Annotated in this window: 17 protein-coding genes and 1 pseudogene; 12 read left to right on the top strand and 6 right to left on the bottom strand. The window is 66.9% G+C overall.

All coding sequences use genetic code 11. The features are described 5' to 3' along the window. The first annotated feature begins 60 nt into the window (after positions 1 to 60). The 7 genes from ACFFGN_RS08815 to ACFFGN_RS08785 all read left to right on the top strand — a co-directional run bounded on the left by ACFFGN_RS08815 (position 61) and on the right by ACFFGN_RS08785 (position 6,710). A complete protein-coding gene (locus ACFFGN_RS08815; protein ID WP_380045050.1) occupies positions 61 to 1,386 on the top strand; it encodes an extracellular solute-binding protein in 1,326 nt (441 codons plus the stop codon). Positions 1,387 to 1,404: 18 nt separating this feature from the next. Then, a complete protein-coding gene (locus ACFFGN_RS08810; RefSeq protein WP_380045047.1) occupies positions 1,405 to 2,349 on the top strand; it encodes a carbohydrate ABC transporter permease in 945 nt (314 codons plus the stop codon). Continuing rightward, a complete protein-coding gene (locus ACFFGN_RS08805; protein WP_380045044.1) occupies positions 2,346 to 3,173 on the top strand; it encodes a carbohydrate ABC transporter permease in 828 nt (275 codons plus the stop codon). Before ACFFGN_RS08810 ends, ACFFGN_RS08805 begins: the two co-directional genes overlap by 4 nt. A 55-nt stretch (positions 3,174 to 3,228) precedes the next feature. Next, positions 3,229 to 4,194 (top strand): arabinan endo-1,5-alpha-L-arabinosidase, encoded by a 966-nt coding sequence (locus ACFFGN_RS08800; protein ID WP_380045041.1) that lies wholly within the window; start codon positions 3,229 to 3,231, stop codon positions 4,192 to 4,194. Between the two features lie 45 nt (positions 4,195 to 4,239). Next, on the top strand, positions 4,240 to 5,751 hold the full coding sequence (arfA, locus tag ACFFGN_RS08795; RefSeq protein WP_380045039.1) for an arabinosylfuranosidase ArfA: 1,512 nt from the start codon (positions 4,240 to 4,242) through the stop codon (positions 5,749 to 5,751). A 111-nt stretch (positions 5,752 to 5,862) separates the two neighbouring features. Next, entirely contained in the window at positions 5,863 to 6,417 is a 555-nt protein-coding gene (locus ACFFGN_RS08790; RefSeq protein ID WP_380045036.1) for a hypothetical protein, read from the top strand. Continuing rightward, a complete protein-coding gene (locus ACFFGN_RS08785) occupies positions 6,414 to 6,710 on the top strand; it encodes a hypothetical protein (RefSeq protein WP_380045033.1) in 297 nt (98 codons plus the stop codon). The genes ACFFGN_RS08790 and ACFFGN_RS08785 overlap by 4 nt, the downstream gene beginning before the upstream one ends. Before the next feature lie 16 nt (positions 6,711 to 6,726). Here the strand turns inward: ACFFGN_RS08785 and ACFFGN_RS08780 are convergent, their stop codons facing one another. The 3 genes and pseudogenes from ACFFGN_RS08780 to ACFFGN_RS08770 form a co-directional block, all read right to left on the bottom strand. Next, positions 6,727 to 7,221 carry a DUF2231 domain-containing protein gene (locus ACFFGN_RS08780; RefSeq protein ID WP_380045030.1) on the bottom strand — a complete coding sequence of 165 codons (495 nt, stop codon included), beginning with the start codon at positions 7,219 to 7,221 and terminating at the stop codon, positions 6,727 to 6,729. Between the two features lie 1,468 nt (positions 7,222 to 8,689). Next, a pseudogene (locus ACFFGN_RS08775) lies at positions 8,690 to 8,851 on the bottom strand (DapH/DapD/GlmU-related protein); the annotation flags it as partial. A gap of 496 nt (positions 8,852 to 9,347) precedes the next feature. Then, positions 9,348 to 9,539, bottom strand: coding sequence for a hypothetical protein (locus ACFFGN_RS08770; protein ID WP_380045027.1), 192 nt, complete (start codon positions 9,537 to 9,539; stop codon positions 9,348 to 9,350). On the opposite strand from ACFFGN_RS08770, the gene ACFFGN_RS08765 reads away from it, so the two are divergent. Then, a complete protein-coding gene (locus ACFFGN_RS08765) occupies positions 9,538 to 10,560 on the top strand; it encodes an SGNH/GDSL hydrolase family protein (RefSeq protein WP_380045023.1) in 1,023 nt (340 codons plus the stop codon). The genes ACFFGN_RS08770 and ACFFGN_RS08765 overlap by 2 nt on opposite strands. Before the next feature lie 561 nt (positions 10,561 to 11,121). Here ACFFGN_RS08765 and ACFFGN_RS08760 read toward each other — a convergent pair. Together ACFFGN_RS08760 and ACFFGN_RS08755 are read right to left on the bottom strand one after the other, a co-directional pair. Then, the gene (locus tag ACFFGN_RS08760; protein WP_380045020.1) at positions 11,122 to 12,177 is read right to left on the bottom strand and encodes a rhamnogalacturonan acetylesterase; all 1,056 of its coding nucleotides are present in this window, start codon (positions 12,175 to 12,177) and stop codon (positions 11,122 to 11,124) included. After that, positions 12,174 to 14,906 carry an exo-rhamnogalacturonan lyase family protein gene (locus ACFFGN_RS08755; RefSeq protein WP_380045017.1) on the bottom strand — a complete coding sequence of 911 codons (2,733 nt, stop codon included), beginning with the start codon at positions 14,904 to 14,906 and terminating at the stop codon, positions 12,174 to 12,176. Before ACFFGN_RS08755 ends, ACFFGN_RS08760 begins: the two co-directional genes overlap by 4 nt. A 338-nt stretch (positions 14,907 to 15,244) precedes the next feature. On the opposite strand from ACFFGN_RS08755, the gene ACFFGN_RS08750 reads away from it, so the two are divergent. Beyond that, positions 15,245 to 17,092: a rhamnogalacturonan lyase gene (locus tag ACFFGN_RS08750; RefSeq protein ID WP_380045014.1), complete on the top strand. Its 1,848-nt coding sequence runs from the start codon at positions 15,245 to 15,247 to the stop codon at positions 17,090 to 17,092. A gap of 65 nt (positions 17,093 to 17,157) precedes the next feature. On the opposite strand, the gene ACFFGN_RS08745 is transcribed toward ACFFGN_RS08750, so the two are convergent. Continuing rightward, positions 17,158 to 18,330: a Gfo/Idh/MocA family protein gene (locus tag ACFFGN_RS08745; protein WP_380045004.1), complete on the bottom strand. Its 1,173-nt coding sequence runs from the start codon at positions 18,328 to 18,330 to the stop codon at positions 17,158 to 17,160. 256 nt (positions 18,331 to 18,586) lie between these two features. Here ACFFGN_RS08745 and ACFFGN_RS08740 point away from each other — a divergent pair, with 256 nt between their 5' ends. The 3 genes from ACFFGN_RS08740 to ACFFGN_RS08730 all read left to right on the top strand — a co-directional run bounded on the left by ACFFGN_RS08740 (position 18,587) and on the right by ACFFGN_RS08730 (position 21,787). Further along, the gene (locus tag ACFFGN_RS08740) at positions 18,587 to 19,510 is read left to right on the top strand and encodes a carbohydrate ABC transporter permease (protein ID WP_380045086.1); all 924 of its coding nucleotides are present in this window, start codon (positions 18,587 to 18,589) and stop codon (positions 19,508 to 19,510) included. A 91-nt stretch (positions 19,511 to 19,601) separates the two neighbouring features. Next, positions 19,602 to 20,420: a carbohydrate ABC transporter permease gene (locus ACFFGN_RS08735; protein WP_380045083.1), complete on the top strand. Its 819-nt coding sequence runs from the start codon at positions 19,602 to 19,604 to the stop codon at positions 20,418 to 20,420. Between the two features lie 56 nt (positions 20,421 to 20,476). Then, a complete protein-coding gene (locus ACFFGN_RS08730) occupies positions 20,477 to 21,787 on the top strand; it encodes an ABC transporter substrate-binding protein (RefSeq protein WP_380045001.1) in 1,311 nt (436 codons plus the stop codon). Positions 21,788 to 22,390: the final 603 nt, after the last annotated feature.

The following is a 22,390-nucleotide window of genomic DNA, read 5'->3' as shown; positions in this document are numbered from 1 at the left end:
CAGCCCGCACCCCCATGACCATTCGCGGCGCGTGCTTGCCAACCGCCAGGAGGACACGCGATGCACCCTGCCCGCAAACCAACTCCGCCGCCGTCTCGCGGGCCGTCCCGGCGCGCGGTACTCACCGGCGCGCTCGGCCTGGCCGCTGGTCTCGGCCTCAGCGGATGCGCCGGTCTCACCAGTTCGCTCAGCGACCGCCCCCGGGTCCGGGAGTGGAACCTGTTCGGCGGTGGCGACGGCGCCCGGCTGTTGCAGATCCACGAGCAGTTTGTTGCCGAGCACAAGGATCTCGACTTCCAGGCGCACACCCTGGCCTGGGGTCCACCGTTCTACACCAAGCTCGCGATGTCCGCGGCCGGTGGACGTGCGCCCGAGGTCGCGACGCTGCACCTGTCGCGGCTGAAGGGCTTCAGCCCGACCACCCTGCTGGACCCGATTCCCCTTGATTTACTGAGCGCAGCCGGTGTCTCGGAGGCCGACTTCCTGTCGGAGACGTGGCAGCGCTGCCTGGTCGACGGCCAGTTGTACGCCGTACCGCTGGACCAGCATCCGTTTGTGCTCTACTACAACACCGAGATCTGCGAGAAGGCCGGATTGCTCGGTCCCGACGGCCGGATCAAACCGCTCAAGGGTGTCAACGCCCTGGTCGACGCGATGCGCGCGGTCAAGGAGGTCACCGGCAAGTTCGCCGCCTCGACCGAGACGACCAACCCGTGGCGACTGTGGTGGACGCTGTACGGACAACTCGAAGGCCCGTTCTTCGACGAGAGCGGCACCCGGCTCGCGCTGGACGACGAGAAGGCCCTGGAAGCCCTGCAGTTGATGGCGAAACTCGCCAACGACGGCCTGACGCCGAAGTCGGCCGACTACGCCGCGCTGGTGGCCACGTTCACGAACGGTGACGCCGGGCTGAGTTTCAACGGCGAGTGGGAGGTGACCACCTACCAGGCCGCGAAGATGCCGTTCGGCATGGCGCCGTTCCCCCAGGTGTACGACGTACCGCGCTGCGCGGGCGACGCGCACACCTTCGTACTACCGCACCAGAACAACCGCAACGCGGCCGATACCCAGGCCACCATCACCTACATCGCGTGGATGCTGAAGCACAGCGCCGCCTGGGCCGCGGGTGGACACATTCCGGCCTATCAACCCGCCGCCACCAGCAAGGAGTACCTGGCGTTGCAGCCGCAGGCCGACTACCGCTCGGTCGCCGACGAGGTGTTGTTCGATCCGGACGCGTGGTTCAGCGGCTCGGGCGCACAACTGCAGAACGAGGCCGGCGCGGCGTTCTCCGGCGTGTATTCGGGCCGGGCGACACCCCGGCAGGCACTGGACCAGTTCAAGACGGCGGTCCAGAAGCTGCTCGACACCCCGTCCCCTGTCTAGTGTCTGGTGGGAGTTGACATGGCTGTACAAATGACTGCCCGGACCGAACCGGGCACTCGCGTCGAGACCGGTTCTGCCCGTGGCGGACCGCCGTTCAGTGAACGGTGGGGCGGTCTGCTGTTCGTCGCGCCGTTCCTTGTCCTGTTCGCGTTCTTCCTGCTCTGGCCGACGCTCAGCGGCCTGTGGAACAGCTTCTTCAACACCAGCCTCGCCGGTGCCGGCCGGGAGTTCCTCGGCCTGCAGAACTGGCGCGAGATGTTCGGCGATCCGGCCGTATGGGCCTCGCTCAAGAACACCCTGGTCTTCACCTTGATGAGCACTCCCCCGCTGGTCTTCATCGCCTTGGTGATGGCCCTGCTCGCCAATCGTAAGGGCCTTCTCGGCTGGTTCCTGCGGTTCTCCTACTTCGCGCCGTTCGTCTTGCCGGCCACGGTGGTGACGCTGATCTGGGTGTGGATCTACCAGCCGGGCTTCGGTCTGGTGAACGGCGTACTCAGCTCGGCCGGGTTCGCCGAGATCGACTGGCTCAACACCGAGAACCGCGCGATGCTCGCCATCGTCATCACCACCGTCTGGTGGACGGTCGGCTTCAACTTCCTGCTCTATCTCGCCGCACTACAAGGGATTCCGGAGCAGGTGTACGAGGCCGCGGCGATCGATGGCGCGAACGGCTGGCAGAAGCTGACGCGGATCACCTTGCCGCTGATGAGCCGGACCACCGGTCTGATCATCGTGCTGCAACTGGTGGCGTCGCTGAAGATCTTCGACCAGATCTACCTGATGACCGACGGCGGGCCGAACTACGCGACCCGGCCGATCATCCAGTACATCTACGAAACCGGCTTCACCAGCTACCGGATCGGTTACGCCTCGGCGATCTCGTACATGTTCTTCGCCGTGATCGTGATCGTCTCGATCGCCCAGTTCAAGCTCTTCTCCGGGAACAAGGAGGCGGGCCGATGACGCGCCGCTTCGATTTCGGCCGGGTGGCCCTCGCCGTCGGCGCCGTACTGCTCGCGCTGGTGTGGCTGGTGCCGTTGCTGTGGGCCTTGGACACCTCGCTCAAGCCCGAGGCCGAGACCACCCGGACCCCGATCACCTGGTGGCCGGCCGATCCGACCTCGGCGGCGTACTCGAGTGTGCTGGAGCAGGGCTCGATCCTGCGCTGGTTCCTGAACAGCACGATCATCGCGGTACTCGTCACCGCCCTCACCTTGGTGGTGTCGGTGCTGGCGGCGTACGGCTTCTCGCGGATGGATTTCCCCGGTAGGCGGGTGCTGTTCGGCCTGCTGGTGGCCGGAATTCTGGTGCCTCCGCAGGTGCTGATCGTGCCGCTGTTCGCCGAGATGACCGCGCTGCGACTGGTCGATACCTATTGGGGCGTGGTGCTACCGCAAGTAGTCGCGCCCGTGATGGTGTTCGTACTGAAAAAATTCTTCGATGGGGTGTCACGGGATTACGAAGACGCCGCGCGGGTGGATGGCGCCACCCGGCCGCGGATCGTCTGGAGCGTGATGATCCCGATGTCCCGGCCGATCCTCGGTGCCGTCGGCATCTTCACCTTCATCGGCGCCTGGAACAACTTCCTCTGGCCGTTCATCGTCACCACCGATCCGTCGATGATGACGATTCCGGTCGGACTTGCCAACGTGCAGGGCTCCTACGGCCTGCGCTACGCCCAAATCATGGCCTCGGCCGTTCTCGGCGGCCTCCCCCTGCTGGTCATCTACGCCCTGTTCCAACGACACGTCGTCCGCGGCGTGGGGGACGCAGGTATCAAGGGTTGACGTCCTCCCTCAACTGTCGGCGAGAGATTCCATCCCATTACGTGGAGGCAGCGAGATGAAACGACTTTTGGCTTTGCTTACTTGCCTTTTACTGGCGATCGGGTTGCCTGCGAGCGCGGCGCCTACGTTGACCGGGGACCTTCGCACGCACGATCCCGCATTGATTCGTACGGCCGACGCCTGGTACGTGTTCTCCACCGGGGACGAGCGGGTCAGGGGCGGCACGGTCCAGATCCGGCGTTCGACCGACGGGCAGCACTGGACGTTTGCCGGCACCGTCTTCGACCGGATTCCCGCCTGGCTGTCCGCGGAGGTGCCCGGGGTGTCGAACCTCTGGGCGCCGGAGATCGTCAAGCGCGGTGGCACCTACTACCTCTACTACTCCGCCTCGACGTTCGGCTCGAACCGCTCCGCGATCGCGCTGGCCACCAACACCACGCTGAACCCGGCGGATCCGGCGTACCGCTGGGTCGATCGCGGGCTGGTGCATCGGTCCCTGCCGACCGACGACTACAACGCGATCGACCCGGGCATTGTCACCGATGCCCAGGGCGTGCCGTGGATGGCGTTCGGCTCGTTCTGGAGTGGCATCCGGATGATCCGGCTGCAATGGCCGTCGGGCCTGGCCGCTCCGGGGCAGGGCGCGCCGCTGCGATTGGCCGATCGGCGCGTACCGCCCAACCCGATCGAGGCGCCGTACGTCTTGGCGCGTGGCGGCTGGTACTACTTGTTCGTATCGTTCGACTTCTGCTGCCGTGGTACCGAGAGCACGTACAAGATCGCCGTCGGCCGCTCGCGGTCGGCCGGCGGGCCGTACGTCGACCAGGCCGGCAAGTCGATGCTGCAAGGCGGCGGCACGATTCTGCTGAGCAGCAGCGGGCGCAAGATCGGCCCGGGCGGCCAGTCCGTTTTCGGCGACACGCTGGCCTTCCACTACTACGACGCGGAAGCCAACGGTGACTTCCGCCTCGACCTGCGCCAACTCACCTGGGGTGCGGACGGCTGGCCGCGTGTCAGCTGACTTCACCCGCGGATTCTTGACCACAACCACAACAGGAGCCACCTCGTGACCTCTGCTTCCCTGACCATCGATCCCGCTTTCCGGATCGCGCCGGTGAATCGGCGGACCTTCGGTTCGTTCGTCGAGCACATGGGCCGTTGCGTCTACACCGGCATCTACGAACCCGAACACGCCACCGCCGACGAGGACGGTTTCCGCAAGGACGTGCTCGAGCTCTGCCGCGAACTGGGCGTCTCGGTCGTGCGATACCCCGGTGGCAACTTCGTTTCGGGTTATCGCTGGGAGGACGGTGTCGGGCCGCGCGAGCAGCGGCCACGCCGGCTGGATCTGGCCTGGCACAGTGTCGAGACCAACCAGTTCGGCCTGTCCGAGTTCGACCGCTGGTGCACCAAGGCCGGGGTGGAGCCGATGATGGCGATCAACCTCGGTACCCGCGGCGTACAGGAGGCGCTCGACCTGCAGGAGTACGCGAACCATCCGGGCGGCACCGCGCTGTCCGACCTGCGTGTGGAGCACGGCGTCAGCGAGCCGTACGGCATCAAGTTGTGGTGCCTGGGCAACGAGTTGGACGGGCCCTGGCAGGTCGGCCACAAGACCGCCACGGAGTACGGGCGCCTCGCGGCGGAGACCGCGCGCGCGATGCGCATGGTCGAGCCGGATCTGGAACTCGTGGCCTGCGGTTCTTCCTCGCGCAGCATGCCGACCTTCGGTACCTGGGAACGCGAGGTGCTGCGCGAGTGCTACGACCTCGTCGACTACATCTCGGCGCACGCCTACTACAACGACGAAGAAGGCGATACCGCTTCGTTCCTGGCCTCGGCCGTCGACATGGACCGCTTCATCGACTCGGTCGTGGCCACCGCGGACGGTATCGGCGCCGAGCTGAAGAGCGACAAGAAGATCGGCATCTCGTTCGACGAGTGGAACGTCTGGTACGGCAAGCGTTCGATGCGCACGGACGGTCCGGGCGATCAGTGGGAGGTGGCGCCGCGGCGGATCGAGGACGAGTACAACGTCACCGATGCCGTTGTCGTGGGCAACCTGCTGATCTCGTTGCTGCGGCACAGCGATCGCGTCGCGGTGGCGTGTCTCGCCCAGCTGGCGAACGTGATCGCGCCGATCATGACCGAGCCGGGTGGCCCGGCCTGGCGGCAGACCATCTTCCACCCGTTCGCGATCACCTCGCGGCTCGCCACCGGTCAGGTCCTGCGGGTCGAACTGGACGCGCCGTCGATCAACACGGCCAAGTTCGGCGACGTACCCGGCGTCGACGCGGTCGCGACGTACGACAAGCAGTCCGGCGATCTTGCCGTGTTCCTGGTCAACCGTCAGCTCGAAGGCTCGATCGAGCTCGCCATCGATACCAGCCGTACGCCGGTGACCGGGGTGCGCGAGGCGGTCACCGTTTCCGACGACGACCGCAACGCGTTCAACACCGCCGACCAGCCGGACCGGGTCACGCCGAAGCCGAACACCTCCGTCAGCGTTGACGACGGCAAGCTGACCCTCACCCTGCCCGCCACCTCCTGGACCGCCCTGCACCTCACCACCCGCTGATCCGCTGCTCCGGCCGGGCGTAGGCAGGCGACTGCCGCCTACGCCCGGTCCGCCACGGCTCTGAAGGGCGCTCGCCCCCGGCAGCCCTTAGATTGGGGTATCGCGTTCGGTGTGGTGGTGTTGCTGGCCGTGCTGATCGCGCTGACGCATCGGTTCAACCGTGCGCGGACGCCCGCGCCCGATGACGCGGCCACCTTGCGGCTGGGGCTCAACCTGCTCGCGCAGGAGTATCTCGCCCGCCGGCCGCATACGGCCGCCTGGGACGATACGACGCCTCGCGACCAGGCCCGCCGGATGGCCGTCGCGGCACTGGCGTCGAAGAACGACGTGGCAACCCGGGATCTGCTGTTCGAGGTCGCCACCGCCGACGAGCTGTCCGAACCACAGTCCACCTTGTACGTGCGCTCGCGCGCCATGGACGCGGTCTCGTCCGACAACGACCTGCACAGCCTCATTCGTCACATCGTGCTGGCCGGTGCACATCCGGACGGCAGCCTCGATCAGGGACTCGACGAAGCGGCGCAGCAGCAGCTCAAGATCATCCGCACATTGCAGACGGAGCTGGGCGATGACGGGATGCGGCGACTGATGGCGCTGCTGGCCGGTACCGACGCGGACTTCGCCCTGCTGGTGTTGCGGGCCCTCCGGTCGAGAGGTGACCAGTGAACCTCGAGCCCCACGACCTGCTCACCGAGGCATCGACCCCGGCCGACCTGGCAGTGATCTTGATCGCCGGCTCACTCGGTTACGTGCTCGATGCCGGTCTGCTCACCGTCGGCTTCATGTCGTCCGGCGCCTTCGGCATCGTCAGCGCCACCACGGCCCTGGGCATCAAGAAGGCGGCCGACGCGGCGGTCCAGAGAGCCCGGCTGCGCAGGTCCGAGCGGACCGTGCGGGAGCGCGCCGAGGTTGCGGGTCAGGCGATCTCGGCCTTGACCGCGGCGCATGCCTTGACGTGATCGTGTCGGCCGTGGGTCAGGCCGGTTTCGCGGGGTGTTTCTGGGTGAGGGAGCTGGGGGCGTTCACGTTGGCGCCTTCGTCGACGCCGATACCGAGGCGCTCGACCAGTTCACCACCGAGCCAGCCGGTGGCGCCGGCCAGGCCCACACCCGCGACGCTGCAGATCACCGCGAGCATGCCCGGATCCCAGTTGTCGTGGCTGAACCGCAGCAGCCAGCTGATCACGAACAGCACCAGCACGGCGGCGTTACCGAGGCCGTGCAGCGAGCCGATCCGGCGGGCCCGGGTGCCTTTCGGAATGACCAGCCAGTCGATCAGGCCGAACACCGCCGCGACCACGCCGCCGATGATGCCGGCCGCCATCGTATGTCCCGCCGACGTCGCGAAGCTCGCGCGATCGGTGATCAGGTACAGCACGTCGAAGATGACCGCCGTACTGAGCAGTCCCAGCGGGAAAACGATCAGGACGGGATGTACCGCATGCCCCAGTGCTTTTGCGCGACTCTCCATCGTTCCGCTCCTGTTGCTCCGGCCGATTCACCTGGTACGCCGGTACCCACCCGCGCTGTCCGCCATGCGAACCTCGTTTTCACTCAGCTCGGACCAATGGGGTCATCGCGGTGGTCGGGCTCGAGTGGCCGGTTTCGCTCGTCGGGCTCGCCGTACGTGCGGGCTCAGGCGACTCGGGCCGGTTCCAGTTCGAGGGTCCCGATGACGACCATCGGGACGACTGGGCCTATCGAACGTGATCAGCGGCTCTGGCCGGCGATCAGCGGACCTACCGCAAGGCGATCAGCGGGGCCGGTCGATGCACACCGCGCGGCCGGAAACCGAGGGCTTCGCCATGACCCAGGTAGTCGGCCAGCAGCCAGCTGATCGCGAGCCACATCTCGGTCCCCTGCAAGCCGGGAATGCTCTGATGATCATCGGCGTGCGGAGCAAAGGCGAACCCCTGCCCGTCCACCCATCGCCCGAGCAGGCGATCAAGCGCGCCCTCGGCCCAACGGCGGCCCTGCTCGCGGCCGAAGTCCGTCTGCTTACCGGCCAGCCAAAGCGGATGGACGACGTCGAGCGTGTTGCAGGCGTTATCCCCCGCGCCGGTGAATTGGGACCGGTCGTGGGCATGCGCGAGTACAGACCGGATCGCGGCTTCCGGGTACGGCAAGGGCAGGCCGAACTGCGCGTACGTCCCGCGCGTGAGCCGGTAGAAGCCGTTCACTGGTTGGAGCCAGCCGTCCTCGGGTCGTGGCGTACCCCACAGACCCGAGGCTGGATCCACCCGAAGCGCCAGCCAGCCGAACAGCGTTGCCAAGGGCCCCCGGCCGCCGTCGTCGAGGTCCGCGCCGAAGTCGGCCATGTTTCGCGCGATGGCGGTTCCGACCGCGTCGACGCCCGCGCCGGCGGACCACGCACTCGCCTGCCAGGGAAGGGCGTCCAGCCGCTGCTCGAGTTCTCCCGCCGGGCATTCGTGCACCGCCCGGATCGGGTGTTCGAACCGGCTGCCGAGGAGCTGGAGCGCATAACCGACGCAAAGTACGTGGTAGCTGGCCGGGCCTTCGAAGGCGGACAACCCGGCCTCCGGGCGGATCGGCGCTCCGTCGGCCAAGTCGCCGGGCGCCACTAGACCTGACGCCGGGTCTTGCCGCGCGCGCAAGCGCCGTACCAAGTCGTCGCGGGTGTAGCCGTCCGGAGCCCTGCGCAGTAAGAGATCGGACAGTTCGATGGCGTCGCACCAGGGGCGGATCGCGCGATTCACGCTTTCGTGGTCGACGCCGGGCCGATCGATGAACCGCTCACCGTCATGACACCGAGCCAGTACGTCGCCAAGCTGGTCCCGCGCCTTCTCCCCCAGCGCAGCAAGGCGCTCCGCGAGGTCACCACCCTCACGCCGTACGGACACAATCGGGCGAGTCGCCTCCGCGGGCACGACGAGGCGAGCATCGTCGGCCGCGGCCGGAGGTGGGCTGGCAGTGGGGGTGTCGCGGCGGTCGCGGATCTTGCGGGCGGGGTTGCCCACCACCACGGCCCATTCGCCGACGTCCCGGGTGACCACCGCGCCCGCGCCGATGATGCTGTGCGAGCCGACCGAGACCCCGTCCAGAATGATCGCGTTCGAGCCGATCCACACGTCGTCGCCAATGGTGATGCCGAGGCTGGTATGCGCCTGCTTGAAGATCGGCCGGTCCGGCCCGGTGCCGTGGTTGAACGCCAGCAAGGACGAATGCGCGCCGATCCGCACCGCGTCGCCGATCGTGATCCGGCCTCTGATCACCGCGAACGGATTGATCGTCGAATCCGCCCCGACGGTGATTTCGCCAGTGACATACGCATTCGCGCCGATATACGACCGAGGACCCATTCGCAACTCTTTGCAGAAAATCGCCGCTGATTCCGCCAGAAAGACGTCGTCGGCCAGTTCGATCAGCCCGTCGGCGGCCAATTCGGCCACCCGCTCGGCCTGCCGTTTCCGCTCCACCTCATCGCCCGCGTCGTACTCCCAGGGCAGGTAGTCGAGGCGGCTAGGCCCGCTACGGACAGGGAATGACGTCGACTCGGAAGCGCTCACCGGCACCAGCCTAGCCGCGACCGGCGCTCCGCCGGAAGCCCGGTCACGATTCGCGGCCGTGATCGGTCGGTCACACACCGTTGACAGAAATCACCGCTTTCCATAAATTGATCGAGCCAAGATGTAAGCGCTTTCCGCCCACGGCTTCTTTCTGGCCGAATTGTCGAATGAATTCGACGATTTCCGGTGCCCGTCCGTTCCGGAACTCCCCTGCGCGCTTTCTGTCTCGGACCCCTCCGCCCATCGACAGGAGTTCGACCATGCACGTCCTGAAACGCCTGGCCTGCTTCGCGGCCGTCGCCGCGCTCGCACTCACCGGGACCGTCGCCCCGCCACCGCCCGAGGCCGCGGCCGCCACCGGCGACGGTTATCCCACCGACTCCAACATCCGGTACTTCGGCCGCTGGAACACCAGTGACAGCAGCGCCTTCGTCTCCGAGTGGGCCGGCGCCTACGTCACGGTCGGCTTCACCGGTACGACGGTCAAACTGCGCCAGCGCAACGCCGTCGACCTTTACGCGAGTATCGACGGCGGCGCCTTCGTCGCGTACAAGGCCGTCAGCGGCACGGTCAACCTGACGCCGACAAAGCTCGCCTCGGGCACCCATACCCTGCGAGTGAGCTACCGCCCGGTGGCCGGCTCGTACAAGGGTGACGCCGTCTTCCGTGGCGTGATCCTCGACAGCGGCGCTCGAACGGTCGTTCCCAGCGTGCCGAGCCGGATCATCGAGTTCATCGGCGACTCGATCACGGTTGGCTCCGGCTCGAGCCGTCCTGCCCTCAGCGCGTACGGCTGGCTGACCGGCGAACGCCTCGGCATGGGCCATACCCAGATCGCCCTCGGCGGCGCCTGCCTGGTCTCGGCCGCGGACGGTTGCTTCGGCCTGGTGGATCGCTGGCTGCGGACGGGTATCGCGTCCAACGCGCCGAACTGGGACTTCGGCAAGTACAAAGCGTCCATCGTGGTGATCAACCTGGGCACGAATGACGTCGGGCATGGCGTCTCGGGGCCGGCCTTCCAGACGAACTACGTGACGCTGCTCAAGCGAGTGCGGGCACGGTATCCCGACGCTTCGATCTACGCGCTGAAGACGTTCCGCAAGCGCTATGGCACGGAAACCCAGGCGGCCGTGAAGGCGCTGACCGACGCCGGTGACAGCAAGGTGCACTTCGTCAACACCGACGGCTGGATCGTCGAATCCACCGACACCACCGACAACGTCCACCCCAACGACACCGGCCACCGCAAAATCGCCGACCGCCTGGTCGCTTTGCTCGATTAACCACCTCTGCATCCCCACGCTGGCGTCGATTCGCCTCGCCGCGTCGCCTACGTCCGCGCTGAATCACCGAAGCCGGTGGACCCGTGGGCACCCGTCCCCCTGAGTCTTTCGAATTGTCGGGCCGGCTATCAGGGGGACGGGTGAGGTCTGGCCGATTGTCGCCTGGTCCCGTGCAGCCCGGGTGGTTCGTATACCCCGCGGGCGTTGAGCGTCGCTGCGCCCGGGCTGCCGGGTTCACTCGCCGGAGTCACACGCGCACGCGCGGGCCGTTGGGCGGCCGGATGTGGTTGCCGGGGAGCCCGCTGCCGAGTTTTTGCTCGGCTACCCGGTTGCAGCCGGGTAGCCGAGCGAAAACTCGGCAGTGGGGATACCAAAAGCCGGTAGCCAGCCCGTAACCCGGTAGCCACGCCGCTGACCGGCGCCTGGGAGTGGCTGACCACTCGCAGGGGGCGGCCGCGAACGGCGAAACGCCCCTCCGGTGGTGGATCACCGTCCGCTGAATCCCAGCGGACGGTGGTCCCTACGCGGAGGAGCGGATTCGGACCGATGACTGCAGTGGGTTTAGCGGCGGAGGTAGTGCTGTAGGGGAAGCGGAAGGTCGGCAAGCAGGAGGCGGGCCATTTGGTCGGCGCCGTACTCGGAATTGTGCGTGCGGTCCTTCTTCTCCGGGAGGTAGAGCGCCGACGAGTCGGTCGGGCCGAGGGATTCGACGAGTTCCTCGCTGCGGCTGGTCAGGTCGATCAGCGGGACGTCGCGTTCGGTCGCGAGGGCGCGCATCTCGGCGGGCAGGTTCACCCCGAGGCCGTTGACGTGCAAGGCGGTCTGGTTGAGCTGGCCCGTGCTGTCGAAGAGCTGCCGTACGGTTGGCGTGACCAGGATCGGGCGGCCGCCGCGGGCCATTACCCGGTCCAGGATTTCGCCCAGGTTACGGCGATAGTCGGCCGCGGTAGTTGCCTTGTCGTTGTGGCCGAACTGGATCATGACGAAGTCGCCCGCGCGGATCCGCTGTTCCATGGCCGGCATCAACGCGTCGTTCGCGAGGAAGCTGGCTGAGCCCTCCCCCGAGTCGGCGTAGTTCGCGACGGCCAGATGTGCGTTGAAGAACTGGGGTAACCGTTGCCCCCAGCCCGTGTACGGCGCATTGGCCTGGTCGCAGACGGTCGAATCACCCGCCAGGAACAACGTTCGGACCTGCCTCAGCGGATGTACGGCGATGCTGTCGAGCCGTACGGGCCCGCCGTCCGCCGAAGTGAGGCGGACCTGCAGGCCGGGTGTGCCCGTGGCCAAGGTCGGTTCCCCTTCGGCAGCTCGTACGTCCACCGCGAAGGCTTGATGCCGCTTGGCCCGCCCCGCCATCACCGGCGGGAGCATCACCCGGCGCGCCTCGGCCGTGACACTGACGGCGGCGGCCTCCTGCGTGGGCAACGCGAGGGCCACCCGGTAGATCCCGGGCGCCACGTCGAAGCTGCAGAGCACCTGGGCCGTACCGACGCCTTCGCAGTTCTCCACCGGCGCCGCCAAGGCCAAGGTCGTCGCAGGAGCCGCCGTTCCGAACAGGACCGTTGCCGCGGTCAACGAAGTGGTCAACGAAACCACCCGGCGCAGCTGGCGGCTCATCGGCCCTCGCCGAGCTTGTCGCCGACCAGGGCCAGGTTCTGGATGGCGGCGAGGCCGTACTGCGCCGTGGCGTTGGTCGAGACGAAGGCCGCCTCGTCGACCGGGCGCAACACCTCCGCGCCGGTGAGCCGGGACTTCGTCCAGGGCGTGGTGGGACCGTAGCCGGACTCGCCGTCGAAGAACTCCTTCCACGCACGCTGGGCGAGGGCATCGTTCCCGGTACGGACGGCCGCGTACGCCGTACAGCGCGAGTGCATCTGGCGGAAGCCGCGGTTCCAGGACGAACCGACCTCAGCGGTCTGCTCGGCCTGCGTGGCGCCGTACAACCTGCAGTACTGCACCCAGGCCTTTTCGAACTTGGGGTCGTCCAGCAGGTCGACCAGTTCGCTGCAGATCTCGACCAGGCCGAACACGGCCGAGAGGTGGGAGACGCTGATGCCCACGCCATCGGTGGCGAAGCGGCCCGTGTCCAGGTTGTACAAGGCTCCGCCGGTCAGGAAGCCGTTCTTCAGCGCGCTGATGTCCTGCACTGTGCCGAGCAGCTTCTCCCGGGCGATCGGGTCGCCGCCGCGCTCCCATTCGGTCAGCCAGGCGGCCGCGAGCGAACCCCAGTCCGTGCCGAGGCCGACGGCCAAGGCCTTGCGGTCCGGCACGTACGGCTCGGTACGGATCTTGCGCAGCGGATCGAGGGCCAGGAAGGTCTTGTCCGAATCGACGAGTTCGTGCAGGAGGTCGCCGACCCGCTCGTCAGCCGTGAGGAAGTAGTAGAACCGCCGGTTGGCCGCCGTACTGATCCGCAGCTGCTTTGCGCTGCAGCCCCAGTGCAAGACGTTGTGCCGCGTACCGAGGTCTTTCCACTGGCCAAGGTGATAGACGTCCACCTCGCCCGTGTGACGAGTCATCGCCTCGGCCACCCGGAAGATGTCCGATCGGCCGCTACGCAGGTAGGCGTACCAGAGCCAGAGATCCGTCGAGAGTTCCGAGTTGTCCCACGCATAGCCGCCGATGTCGTACCGCCACTGGTGCCGGTCGTTGTCGTACGTGTGCATGACGTCGCCGTAGTTCCAGAAGCCGTACCACCGGCGCTGCTCGATCTGGCCCTGGTAGTAGTCGAAGAGGAAGTCCAGCCGGTCCTCGATCTTCGTCTTGGCCGGAGTGGACCGATCGACCAGACTCCAGTCACCGAAGACTCCGGCGTCCAGAAGGTGCTTCGGAGCGGCAGCCAGCAGCGGCGGCGTCTGTACCGCCTCGGCCATCGCGGCCAGGGTCGCGTTGGCCGGAGTGGCTCCCACCGCCCACAAGGTCAGCTCGCTCGTCCGCGCGACCCCGTACGCCGTACCGAAGCCGGGCTCGTAGTCCTCGTAGGTGATCTCGAGGCCTTCAAGCTGCTCCGGGAACGTGTCCATGCCCAGGCCGTCGTGGTAGAACCGCAGGTCCATCGGCCGGGCATCCGGCGACCACAGCCAGACCGTCACCTCGGCCTTCTCGTCGGCGGCACCGCGGATGTCCAGCTGGGTCGGGTGCAACTGCCAGAAGTTCCGCAGGCCGACCGCTAGACCGCCGCTGACACCACCGACGTACGCGAGGCCAGGCGCGCGCTGGCCGGAATCGACGTCCACCCAGGTGTGTCCGGGCTTGGTGCGCTTGCGGATCGAGTACCCGTCGGCGGTCAACTGGCTCAGGCTGTAATCGCCCCAGGCCGGGATCAACGGCAGCCGCCTGGTGACGCGTTGGTCCCAGGTGGCCGGATCGGGCAGGCGTTGACCGGCCACCTGCGCGGTACGAACGGCGGCGCCGGGATCGCGTCGAAGGCCCGTGATGCCGCGAACCGCCTCGCGCAGCAGACCGCCTTCCTCACCGCCGAACCGGATATGCCGGTCGTACAGCTCGTCCTGCATCGGCACCTCGAACCGGATGCCCAGACCGCGCAGGTAGTCATCGGCCGTGCCGTCCCAGACGAACGTGTGCGTCATCCGCACGGCGTCAGAACCCGCCGAGAAGTAGAACCGGACGGTGAACGGCAGCCACTCGCGATGGCCGTGACCGACCGCGCGATGCATGCCGTCGAGGCGCAGTACCGCCCGGATCGGCCCGCGCTGCTCGATGATCACGTTGCGGACCTGGCTGACGAACTTGTCCCGCCGGACCACGCCGGTGTCGTCGTCCTCGGCCGCGTTCTGCCGCAAGGCGACCAACTGCCCGCGTTTGACCGTCGTACGACCGTCGCGGGTGATCTTCTCGATCAGGTCGGCGCCGGACTTGCGGACCGTCACCTCGATGGCGCCGGTGTTCACGATCACGTGCTGGCCGCGCTCGGTCACCTTGATCGGCTTGGCCGGTACGGCGGCAGGGCCGGGCTCGAGCCGGTACTGCTCCGCCACGGGACTGTCAGGGCTGACGGCGTGCGCGGTCCACTTGAGCGAACCGTCGGGCCAATAGCCGGTCGCCCAGGTCTGCACCGGCACGGGTTCACCCGCGGCCGTGGTCAGCGCGAACGTCTGCCCCTTCGGCACGGTGCCGCGCGGCCAGGGCACGCCCCACGTCGTACCGGCGTGCACCTTGGGCCGGCCGCCTTCCAGCCAGCGAAGCTCGGCCGGTGGCGGCGGTCCGGCCGCGAATCCTGTCGCGGCAGTGCCGGCGGTTGCGGCGTCCGCGGTGGACGGCAGGCCATAGGCCACGCCGGCGGCGGCTACCCCACCAAGAAAAGTACGGCGGGTCAGGTCAGACATAGGGCGCTCCTCGGTGGGCGGCTCGGTAAGCCCTTTCCGGACGGCTTCATCGCATCGTCGGCGCTGTCGGGTGATACCCACAAGGGCGCTGGCCGGTATCGGTCAATTCTTTTACCCACGACACCGGTACCGGCGCCTGAATTGCCCCAGTATCGAACGGATGCGACGATAAACGGCTCGATTTGACAACTTGACACCCTTGGCGAAGCTTGCTGCAATGAAGCCCGAAATAGCCACGGCGATATTGGCTCGCCGCATTCCTTCGATCGGCTGTTTCGCACCTCTCAATGCGTGTCGGCCCCCTGCCCGGCTGCCCGGATTTGTACGAGGAGAATTTCGTGAGGATTCCGTCCGGCAAGACAGCGGTGGGCCTGCTGGCGGCCACCGCGTTGACCTTTGCCATGCCCTTGCCAGCGACCAGCGCGCCCGCCGCGGAAAGCGGCACCGCCGCCGTGCCCCGCCAGGTCGAGAAGCTCGGCCGTGGCCTGATCAGCGTTCGCTCCGGCGCCGACAACCTGGTGAGTTGGCGTTGGCTGGCAACCGATTCGGCCTCGGTCGGCTTCAACGTCTACCGAGGTAGCACCAAGGTGACCGGGTCGCCGATCACCGGTTCGACCAACTATCTGGACCCCGGCGCCGCCGCCGACGCGACGTACACGGTGCGCGCGGTGGTCGACGGCGTCGAGCAGCCGGCCTCCCCCGCGGCCCTGCGGCTCGGCGCCGGTTATCACCAGCTGGCGATATCCCCACCGGCAGCTGGTTCGAATTTCAGCTATGTCGCAAATGACGCCAGCGTCGGCGATCTGGACGGCGACGGCGAGTACGAAATCGTGCTCAAGTGGGACCCGACGAACGCCAAGGACAATTCACAGGCAGGGGTCACCGGAAACGTCTATATCGACGCATATCGACTCAACGGCACGCGTTTGTGGCGGATCAATCTCGGCCGCAATATCCGGGCCGGCGCGCATTACACGCAATTCCAGGTCTACGACTACGACGGCGACGGCGCGGCCGAGGTGGCGATGAAGACCGCCGACGCCACCGTCGACGGCACCGGCCAGGTGATCGGCAACGCGAGCGCCGACCATCGCAACGCCGACGGCTACATCCTGAGAGGGCCGGAGTACCTCACGATGTTCCAGGGCTCCACCGGCGCGGCGCTGTCGACGGTCAACTACGACCCGCCCCGCGGCACGGTGTCGAGCTGGGGTGACAGCTACGGCAACCGGGTCGACCGATTCCTGGCCGGTACGGCGTATCTCGACGGGCAGCGGCCGTCGCTGATCATGGCGCGCGGCTACTACACCCGCGCGGTCATCGCTGCTTGGGACTTCCGCAACGGTGCCCTGACCAAGCGCTGGGTGTTCGACAGCAATGCCACGGGCAACGGTAGTTATGCCGGTCAGGGCAACCATTCGCTGGCGATCGGCGATGTAGATGCCGACGGCAAGGATGAGATCGTCTACGGCGCGGCCACCATCGACGACACCGGTCGCGGCCTTTGGAACACCCGTTACGGCCATGGCGACGCCGGCCACCTCGGCGACCTGGATCCGTCCCGCCCGGGTCTGGAGTACTTCAAGGTCGACGAGAGCAGTAACCAGCCCGCGTCCTGGATGGCCGACGCGCGGACCGGTCAGATCCTCTGGTCCAGGCCTCCCGCCGGTGACAACGGCCGAGGTGTCTCGGCTGATGTCTGGGCGGGTAGCGCCGGAGCCGAGTCCTGGTCGTCCGCGGACACCAACGCCCGTAACCCCAGGGGCACGGCCGTCGGCCGGAAGCCCTCCTCGGCCAACTTCCTCGCCTGGTGGGATGGAGATCCGGTCCGGGAGCTTCTCGACGGCACCCATATCGACAAGTACGGCACCAGCGGAGACACGCGCCTGCTGACGGCGTCCGGCGTGCACTCCAACAACGGCACCAAGTCGACCCCCGCGCTCTCCGCGGACCTGTTCGGCGACTGGCGTGAAGAGGTCATCTGGGCCACGTCGGACAACCGGGCGCTGCGCATCTACAGCACCCCGAATCGCACCAACCAGCGGATCACCACCTTGATGCACGACACGCAGTACCGCACGGCGATCGCCTGGCAGAACACGGCCTACAACCAGCCGCCGCACCCGAGCTTCTTCATCGGTGACGGCATGGCGACCCCCGCCCGCCCCGAGGTCTACACGCCCTGACCTCTCGCTACCCGAACAGCCCGGTGGCCGCCCCGCCGGGCTGTTCGGCTCTCCCCAGCTCCGGATCAGACTTCGGCCGGTTGATCGACGGCCCAGGGCGCGCCGATCTCGCTGAACAGAGCGACCGAGTCCACGGCCTTGCCCAGCCACTGCTCGACGTCCGTCACGATCGGGCGATCGTCGCCGGGCGCCTGCGGATCGCGCACCCAGACCACGTGCTGATCGGCGATCGGCGCCGGCGGTTTCGCCTGGCGAACCGCCTCGACCACACACTCGAAGGCCCCCGTCGAACTGAGGCTGGAAAGCAGCGGCACGGACGGGTCAGCCCGATGCTCGATCAGGTTGACCAGCAGATCCTCGCGCTCGAACGACGTCCGCTCGGTACTGCCGTCGATCGTGATCTCCAGCAGGTCCTCGACGTACGACAGTCGCGCGGATCCGGCCGAGCCCCGGACCACCAGCGACGGCTTCCTGACCTCGCTCGCACACAAGGTCAGGGCCAGTACGACCGGTGGGCCGCCGGCGGTTCGGATGCGCACGACGGAGGTGTCGTCGGCCTCGATCGGGTTGGCCCGGAACAGCTCGGTCTCGACCGAAACCACGTCCTCGACCCGCTGCGCGCCGGCCAGCCGGAGGGCGGTGACAACGGCGTGCGCGAAGGGGTTCGTGACGGCACCGTCGAGCACCTGCCGGCCGTCGAGTTCGCGGCGACCCGCCCACGGCGTTCGTTGCCAATAGGACTGGGTCCGCACCCAGGCGCCGACTCCGCCGACGGCTTCAATTTCCCCGAGCCGGCCGGTATCGATGAATTCGACAAGTGCGCGAACCGCGAATGATCCCATGCTCTGGAATCCGACCTGGCATATTTGACCGGTATCGGCCACCACATTCTCTAGTCGCCGGAAATCGGACAGCGTCGGCGCGGGTGGTTTCTCCAGCAACACGTCGGCGCCGGCCCGTAACGCCTGCTCGGCCAAATCGACGTGGGTGTGTATCGGCGTACTGACGATAACGATGTCAACGTCTTCGGCGGCGAGCAGTTCGGTCAGGTCGCCGTACGCCGGAATGCCTGCCAGCGAAGGGTTTCCTTCGTCGGGACGCGGGTCGGCCACGGCCGCGAAAACCACCTGGCCGGATTCGGCCAACCGGGCGACGCGGTCGACGTGCGACGCACCGTAACCATGCACCCCTACGACGGCAATTCGACAGTTATTCGACGATGAGCGTGCTGATTTCAATGTCTCCTCCGACTCCGCGGTAACAAATCAGGAAAGCGCCGCGCCACACCGTTGATCTCCCCCGTGGATAGGTGATAGGCAGTCTCTCACACCATTTGGATAGCGCTTTCCGCAGAGTACCGAAGAAATAGGTACGCCGGAGAGCGAACGTACGAGGAGGCTGGATGTCCGCTACCGAGCGATCCACGGCACCACCGCGGCACGGCCCGTGGCGGTCGGTCCCGTGGCGGTCCGCGAGCGGGCCCGGCGGCCGGCCATGAGCGCGCTCGGCGAACTGAGCCGGATCGGCAAGACCAAGGCCCCGGCCCGGCCGACCGAGAACAAGGTCGCGTACCTGTTCCTGGCACCCTGGCTGGCGGGTCTGCTGCTGATCACGATCGGACCGATGGCAGCGTCGCTGTATCTGTCGTTCACCGACTACAACCTGATCCAGGCGCCGAAGATGGTCGGCCTGGAGAACTTCAGCCGGATGCTGTCGGACGAGCGGTTGCACAACTCGCTGCGGGTCACGTTCACGTACGTGCTGGTCTCGGTTCCGCTGCAGCTGATCGTCGCGTTGCTGCTGGCGGTCGTGCTGGACCGGGGCGTGCGCGGCCTCGCGATCTACCGATCGATGTTCTACCTGCCGTCCCTGCTCGGCTCCAGCGTCGCCATCGCCGTACTGTGGCGCCAGATCTTCGGCGGCGAGGGCCTGGTCAACCAGTTGCTCGCGCAGATCGGTATCGAGGGCAAGGGCTGGATCTCCGATCCGTCCACGGCGCTCGGCACCCTGATCACGCTGAACGTGTGGACCTTCGGCGCGCCGATGGTGATCTTCCTGGCCGGCCTGCGGCAGATCCCGTCGATGTACTACGAGGCCGCCGCGGTCGACGGCGCCGGCAAGATGCAGCGCTTCCTGCGGATCACCTTGCCGCTGCTGACGCCGATCATCTTCTTCAACCTGGTCCTGCAGATCATTCACGCGTTCCAGTCGTTCACGCAGGCATTCGTGGTTTCCGGCGGTACTGGTGGACCTTCGGACTCGACGATGTTCTACACGCTCTACCTGTACGAGAAGGGCTTCGGGAACTTCGACATGGGCTACGCCTCCGCGATGGCGTGGGTCCTGCTGGTCATCATCGCGGCCTTTACCGCCGTCAACTTCCTCGCAGCGAAGTACTGGGTGTTCTATGACGACTGAGATCAAGCCCCCGCGCCTGTCCAAGGACGACCGGCCGAGCCCATCGCCCACGCGGCCCGGTGCGGCCTCGGTCCGGCCGCGCAACCGCTGGATGCGCCCCACGCTGAAGCACGTACTGCTGATCATCACGGCCGTGCTGATGCTGTACCCGGTGGTGTGGATGGTGGTCAGTTCGCTGCGGCCCAGTGACGAGATCTTCCGTGAGCCCGGCATCCTGCTGAAGAACCTGGAGACCGGCAACTACCCGAACGGGTGGGACGCGCTGGCGCATCCGTTCGGCCACTACCTGATCAACTCGGTCATCGTTGCCCTCGGCACCATCATCGGCAACCTGGTGTCCTGCTCGATGGCCGCCTACGCCTTCGCACGGCTGGAGTTCCGCGGCAAGAAGCTGTGGTTCGCGATCATGCTGATGACGATCATGCTGCCGATCCACGTCGTGATCGTGCCGCAGTACATCATGTTCTCGCAGGTGGGCTGGGTGAACACCTTCCTGCCGCTGATCGTGCCGAAGCTGCTGGCGACCGACGCGTTCTTCGTGTTCTTGATGGTCCAGTTCATTCGCGGTATTCCGCGCGAGCTGGACGACGCGGCCCGCATCGACGGCTGTGGCCGGGCCGGCATCTTCGCCCGGATCATCCTGCCGCTGATGGTGCCGGCACTGGCCACCACCACGATCTTCACGTTCATCTGGACCTGGAACGACTTCTTCGGCCAGCTGATCTACCTCACCGACCCCTCGAAGTACACCGTGCCTGTCGCGCTGCGAGCGTTTGTCGACTCGACCGGCACCAGCTCCTGGGGCTCGCTGTTCGCCATGTCCGTGGTCTCCCTGCTGCCGGTCTTCGTGGCCTTCCTGATCGGCCAGCGATTCCTGGTCAAGGGCATCAGCACCACCGGCGGTAAGTAGCCCCACCCCATGCTGGGCCGCGATCCTTGCCGCGGCCTGTGATTGAAAGGATTTCCATGTCCACCAAGTTCCAACGGCGCCCGCTCCGGCGCCGGCTGGCAGGCCTCGCGCTCGCCACCATGCTTCTCACCGTCTCCGCCTGTGGCGGTTCGGACGGCGGCGGTTCCGACGGCGACCAGGTGACCCTGCGGTTCTCCTGGTGGGGGTCCGACACCCGCCACCAGGCGACCCAGAAGGCCATCGCCGCGTTCGAGGCCAGCCACCCGAACATCAAGATCAAGGGTGAGTTCGGTGAGTGGAGCGGCTACTGGGACAAGCTCGCCACCACCGTCGCCGCGAACGACGCCCCCGACGTCATCCAGATGGACGAGAAGTACCTGCGCGAGTACGCCGACCGTGGCGCACTGCTCGACTTCAAGAAGGACAACGCGGTCGACACCAGCAAGATGGAGCCGACCGCGCTCGGCGCCGGTGAGTTCAGCGGCGGCCTGTTCGGTATCACTGCCGGCATCAACTCGTTCGCGTTGATGGCCAACCCGCAGATGTTCAAGTCGCTCGGCATCGCCATGCCCGACGACAAGACCTGGACCTGGGACCAGTACGCCGACCTGTCCGCGCAGCTCACCGCGAAGTCCGGCGGCAAGTTCCACGGCTCGGGTATCGCCAGCAACGAGGCCGGTGTCGCGGTCTGGGCCCGGCAGAACGGCGAGGCGCTGTTCACGCCCGACGGCAAGATCGGCGTCAAGCCGGAAACCGTCGCCAACTACTTCAAGTTCCTGGAGAAGTTGCGCGACAGCAAGGCGATCCCGTCCGCCGCGATCAACGCGCAGAACATGACGATTCCGATCGAGCAGAACTACATGGTGACCAAGAAGCAGGCGCTCGGTTACACGTGGAGCAACCAGGTCGCCGCGATGTCCAAGGCGGCCGGCCAGGAGTTCCAGTTGCTGCGCATGCCCAGCGTGACCGGTAAGGCCGCGGACAACGGCGCGTACTACAAGGCCTCGATGTTCTGGTCGGTCTCCGCGCGCAGCAAGCACCCCAAGGAGGCGTCGGAGTTCGTCAACTTCCTTGCCAACAGCAAGGAAGCGGCCGAGGCCATGCTGTCCGAGCGTGGCGTTCCGCCGAACACGGAACTGCGTGCCCTGGTGACGCCGAAGCTCAACCCGACCGAGACCAGCGTGGTCAAGTTCATCGAGGCGATCCAGCCGGAGCTCCGCGAGGCTCCGGCCCCGCCGCCGGTCGGCGGCGGCAACGTCGAGAAGATGGTCCAGCGCTACACCACCGAGGTCCTCTTCGACCGCCTCTCCCCCGAAGACGCCTCCGCCCAGTTCCTCAAAGAACTAGAAGGCCAGATCAACAAGTAGTACCCCAGCCGCCGCGCCGCCCCCTCCGGCGCGGCGGCTGCACCCTTTCCCCGCACCTTCCCGCGAGTAGACCCGTCTGCCCCACACCTTCCCGCGAGTGGACGCATCTGCCCCCTTACTTCCGCGAGTCATGCACTGCCGTGGCGTGCGGCCGTTCCGAGCTGAAGGTTGGCGTGAGCGGCCGTGGACTCGGTATCGCTGTGGTTCGTTTTGGGGCTGTTCGCGAGTGCTCGCGTCGGTGCTCAGTGGGGACTGGCGGGTTGTGGTGCGGCTACCTGGTTGTAGCCGGGTAGCTGGTACAAGACCCGGTAGCGGGCTTGCGGAAAGTCGGTAGCGGGACTGAAACCCGGTAGCTGGCCCGCGGGAAGCCGGACGGTTGGAGTGTGGGGTGGGCCGAGTGGCTTGCGCGACTGCTCGCGGTGCACACGTGCGCCGAGATGCTCTGGTCTGATCTTGTCCCGGCGACCGACGGCAGTCCCTGGTGTCCTCGCAGGGGACAACATGTCCGCAGTGCCAGGCGCGATCACCAGCACCCGGCGAGTGTGGCGGACGAGGCCGAATCGCACGCCCCCGCCCATCCGTTTTCCGACTAGTGGTCGTGTG

The organism is Kribbella deserti (assembly GCF_042434725.1).
Classification (GTDB): Bacteria; Actinomycetota; Actinomycetes; order Propionibacteriales; family Kribbellaceae; genus Kribbella; species Kribbella deserti.
The sequence above is the reverse complement of the archived record's forward strand: the minus strand, read 5'-3'. Positions and strand labels throughout refer to the sequence as shown.

Excerpts from the sequence above, each read along its gene's own strand:
- ACFFGN_RS08765 (WP_380045023.1), top strand. The coding sequence starts at position 9,538 with ATGCACGTCCTGAAACGCCTGGCCTGCTTCGCGGCCGTCGCCGCGCTC.
- ACFFGN_RS08805 (WP_380045044.1), top strand. The coding sequence starts at position 2,346 with ATGACGCGCCGCTTCGATTTCGGCCGGGTGGCCCTCGCCGTCGGCGCC.
- ACFFGN_RS08770 (WP_380045027.1), bottom strand. The coding sequence starts at position 9,539 with ATGGTCGAACTCCTGTCGATGGGCGGAGGGGTCCGAGACAGAAAGCGC.
- ACFFGN_RS08755 (WP_380045017.1), bottom strand. The coding sequence starts at position 14,906 with ATGTCTGACCTGACCCGCCGTACTTTTCTTGGTGGGGTAGCCGCCGCC.
- ACFFGN_RS08760 (WP_380045020.1), bottom strand. The coding sequence starts at position 12,177 with ATGAGCCGCCAGCTGCGCCGGGTGGTTTCGTTGACCACTTCGTTGACC.
- ACFFGN_RS08740 (WP_380045086.1), top strand. The coding sequence starts at position 18,587 with ATGAGCGCGCTCGGCGAACTGAGCCGGATCGGCAAGACCAAGGCCCCG.
- ACFFGN_RS08730 (WP_380045001.1), top strand. The coding sequence starts at position 20,477 with ATGTCCACCAAGTTCCAACGGCGCCCGCTCCGGCGCCGGCTGGCAGGC.
- ACFFGN_RS08810 (WP_380045047.1), top strand. The coding sequence starts at position 1,405 with ATGGCTGTACAAATGACTGCCCGGACCGAACCGGGCACTCGCGTCGAG.
- ACFFGN_RS08815 (WP_380045050.1), top strand. The coding sequence starts at position 61 with ATGCACCCTGCCCGCAAACCAACTCCGCCGCCGTCTCGCGGGCCGTCC.
- ACFFGN_RS08800 (WP_380045041.1), top strand. The coding sequence starts at position 3,229 with ATGAAACGACTTTTGGCTTTGCTTACTTGCCTTTTACTGGCGATCGGG.
- ACFFGN_RS08780 (WP_380045030.1), bottom strand. The coding sequence starts at position 7,221 with ATGGAGAGTCGCGCAAAAGCACTGGGGCATGCGGTACATCCCGTCCTG.
- ACFFGN_RS08735 (WP_380045083.1), top strand. The coding sequence starts at position 19,602 with ATGCGCCCCACGCTGAAGCACGTACTGCTGATCATCACGGCCGTGCTG.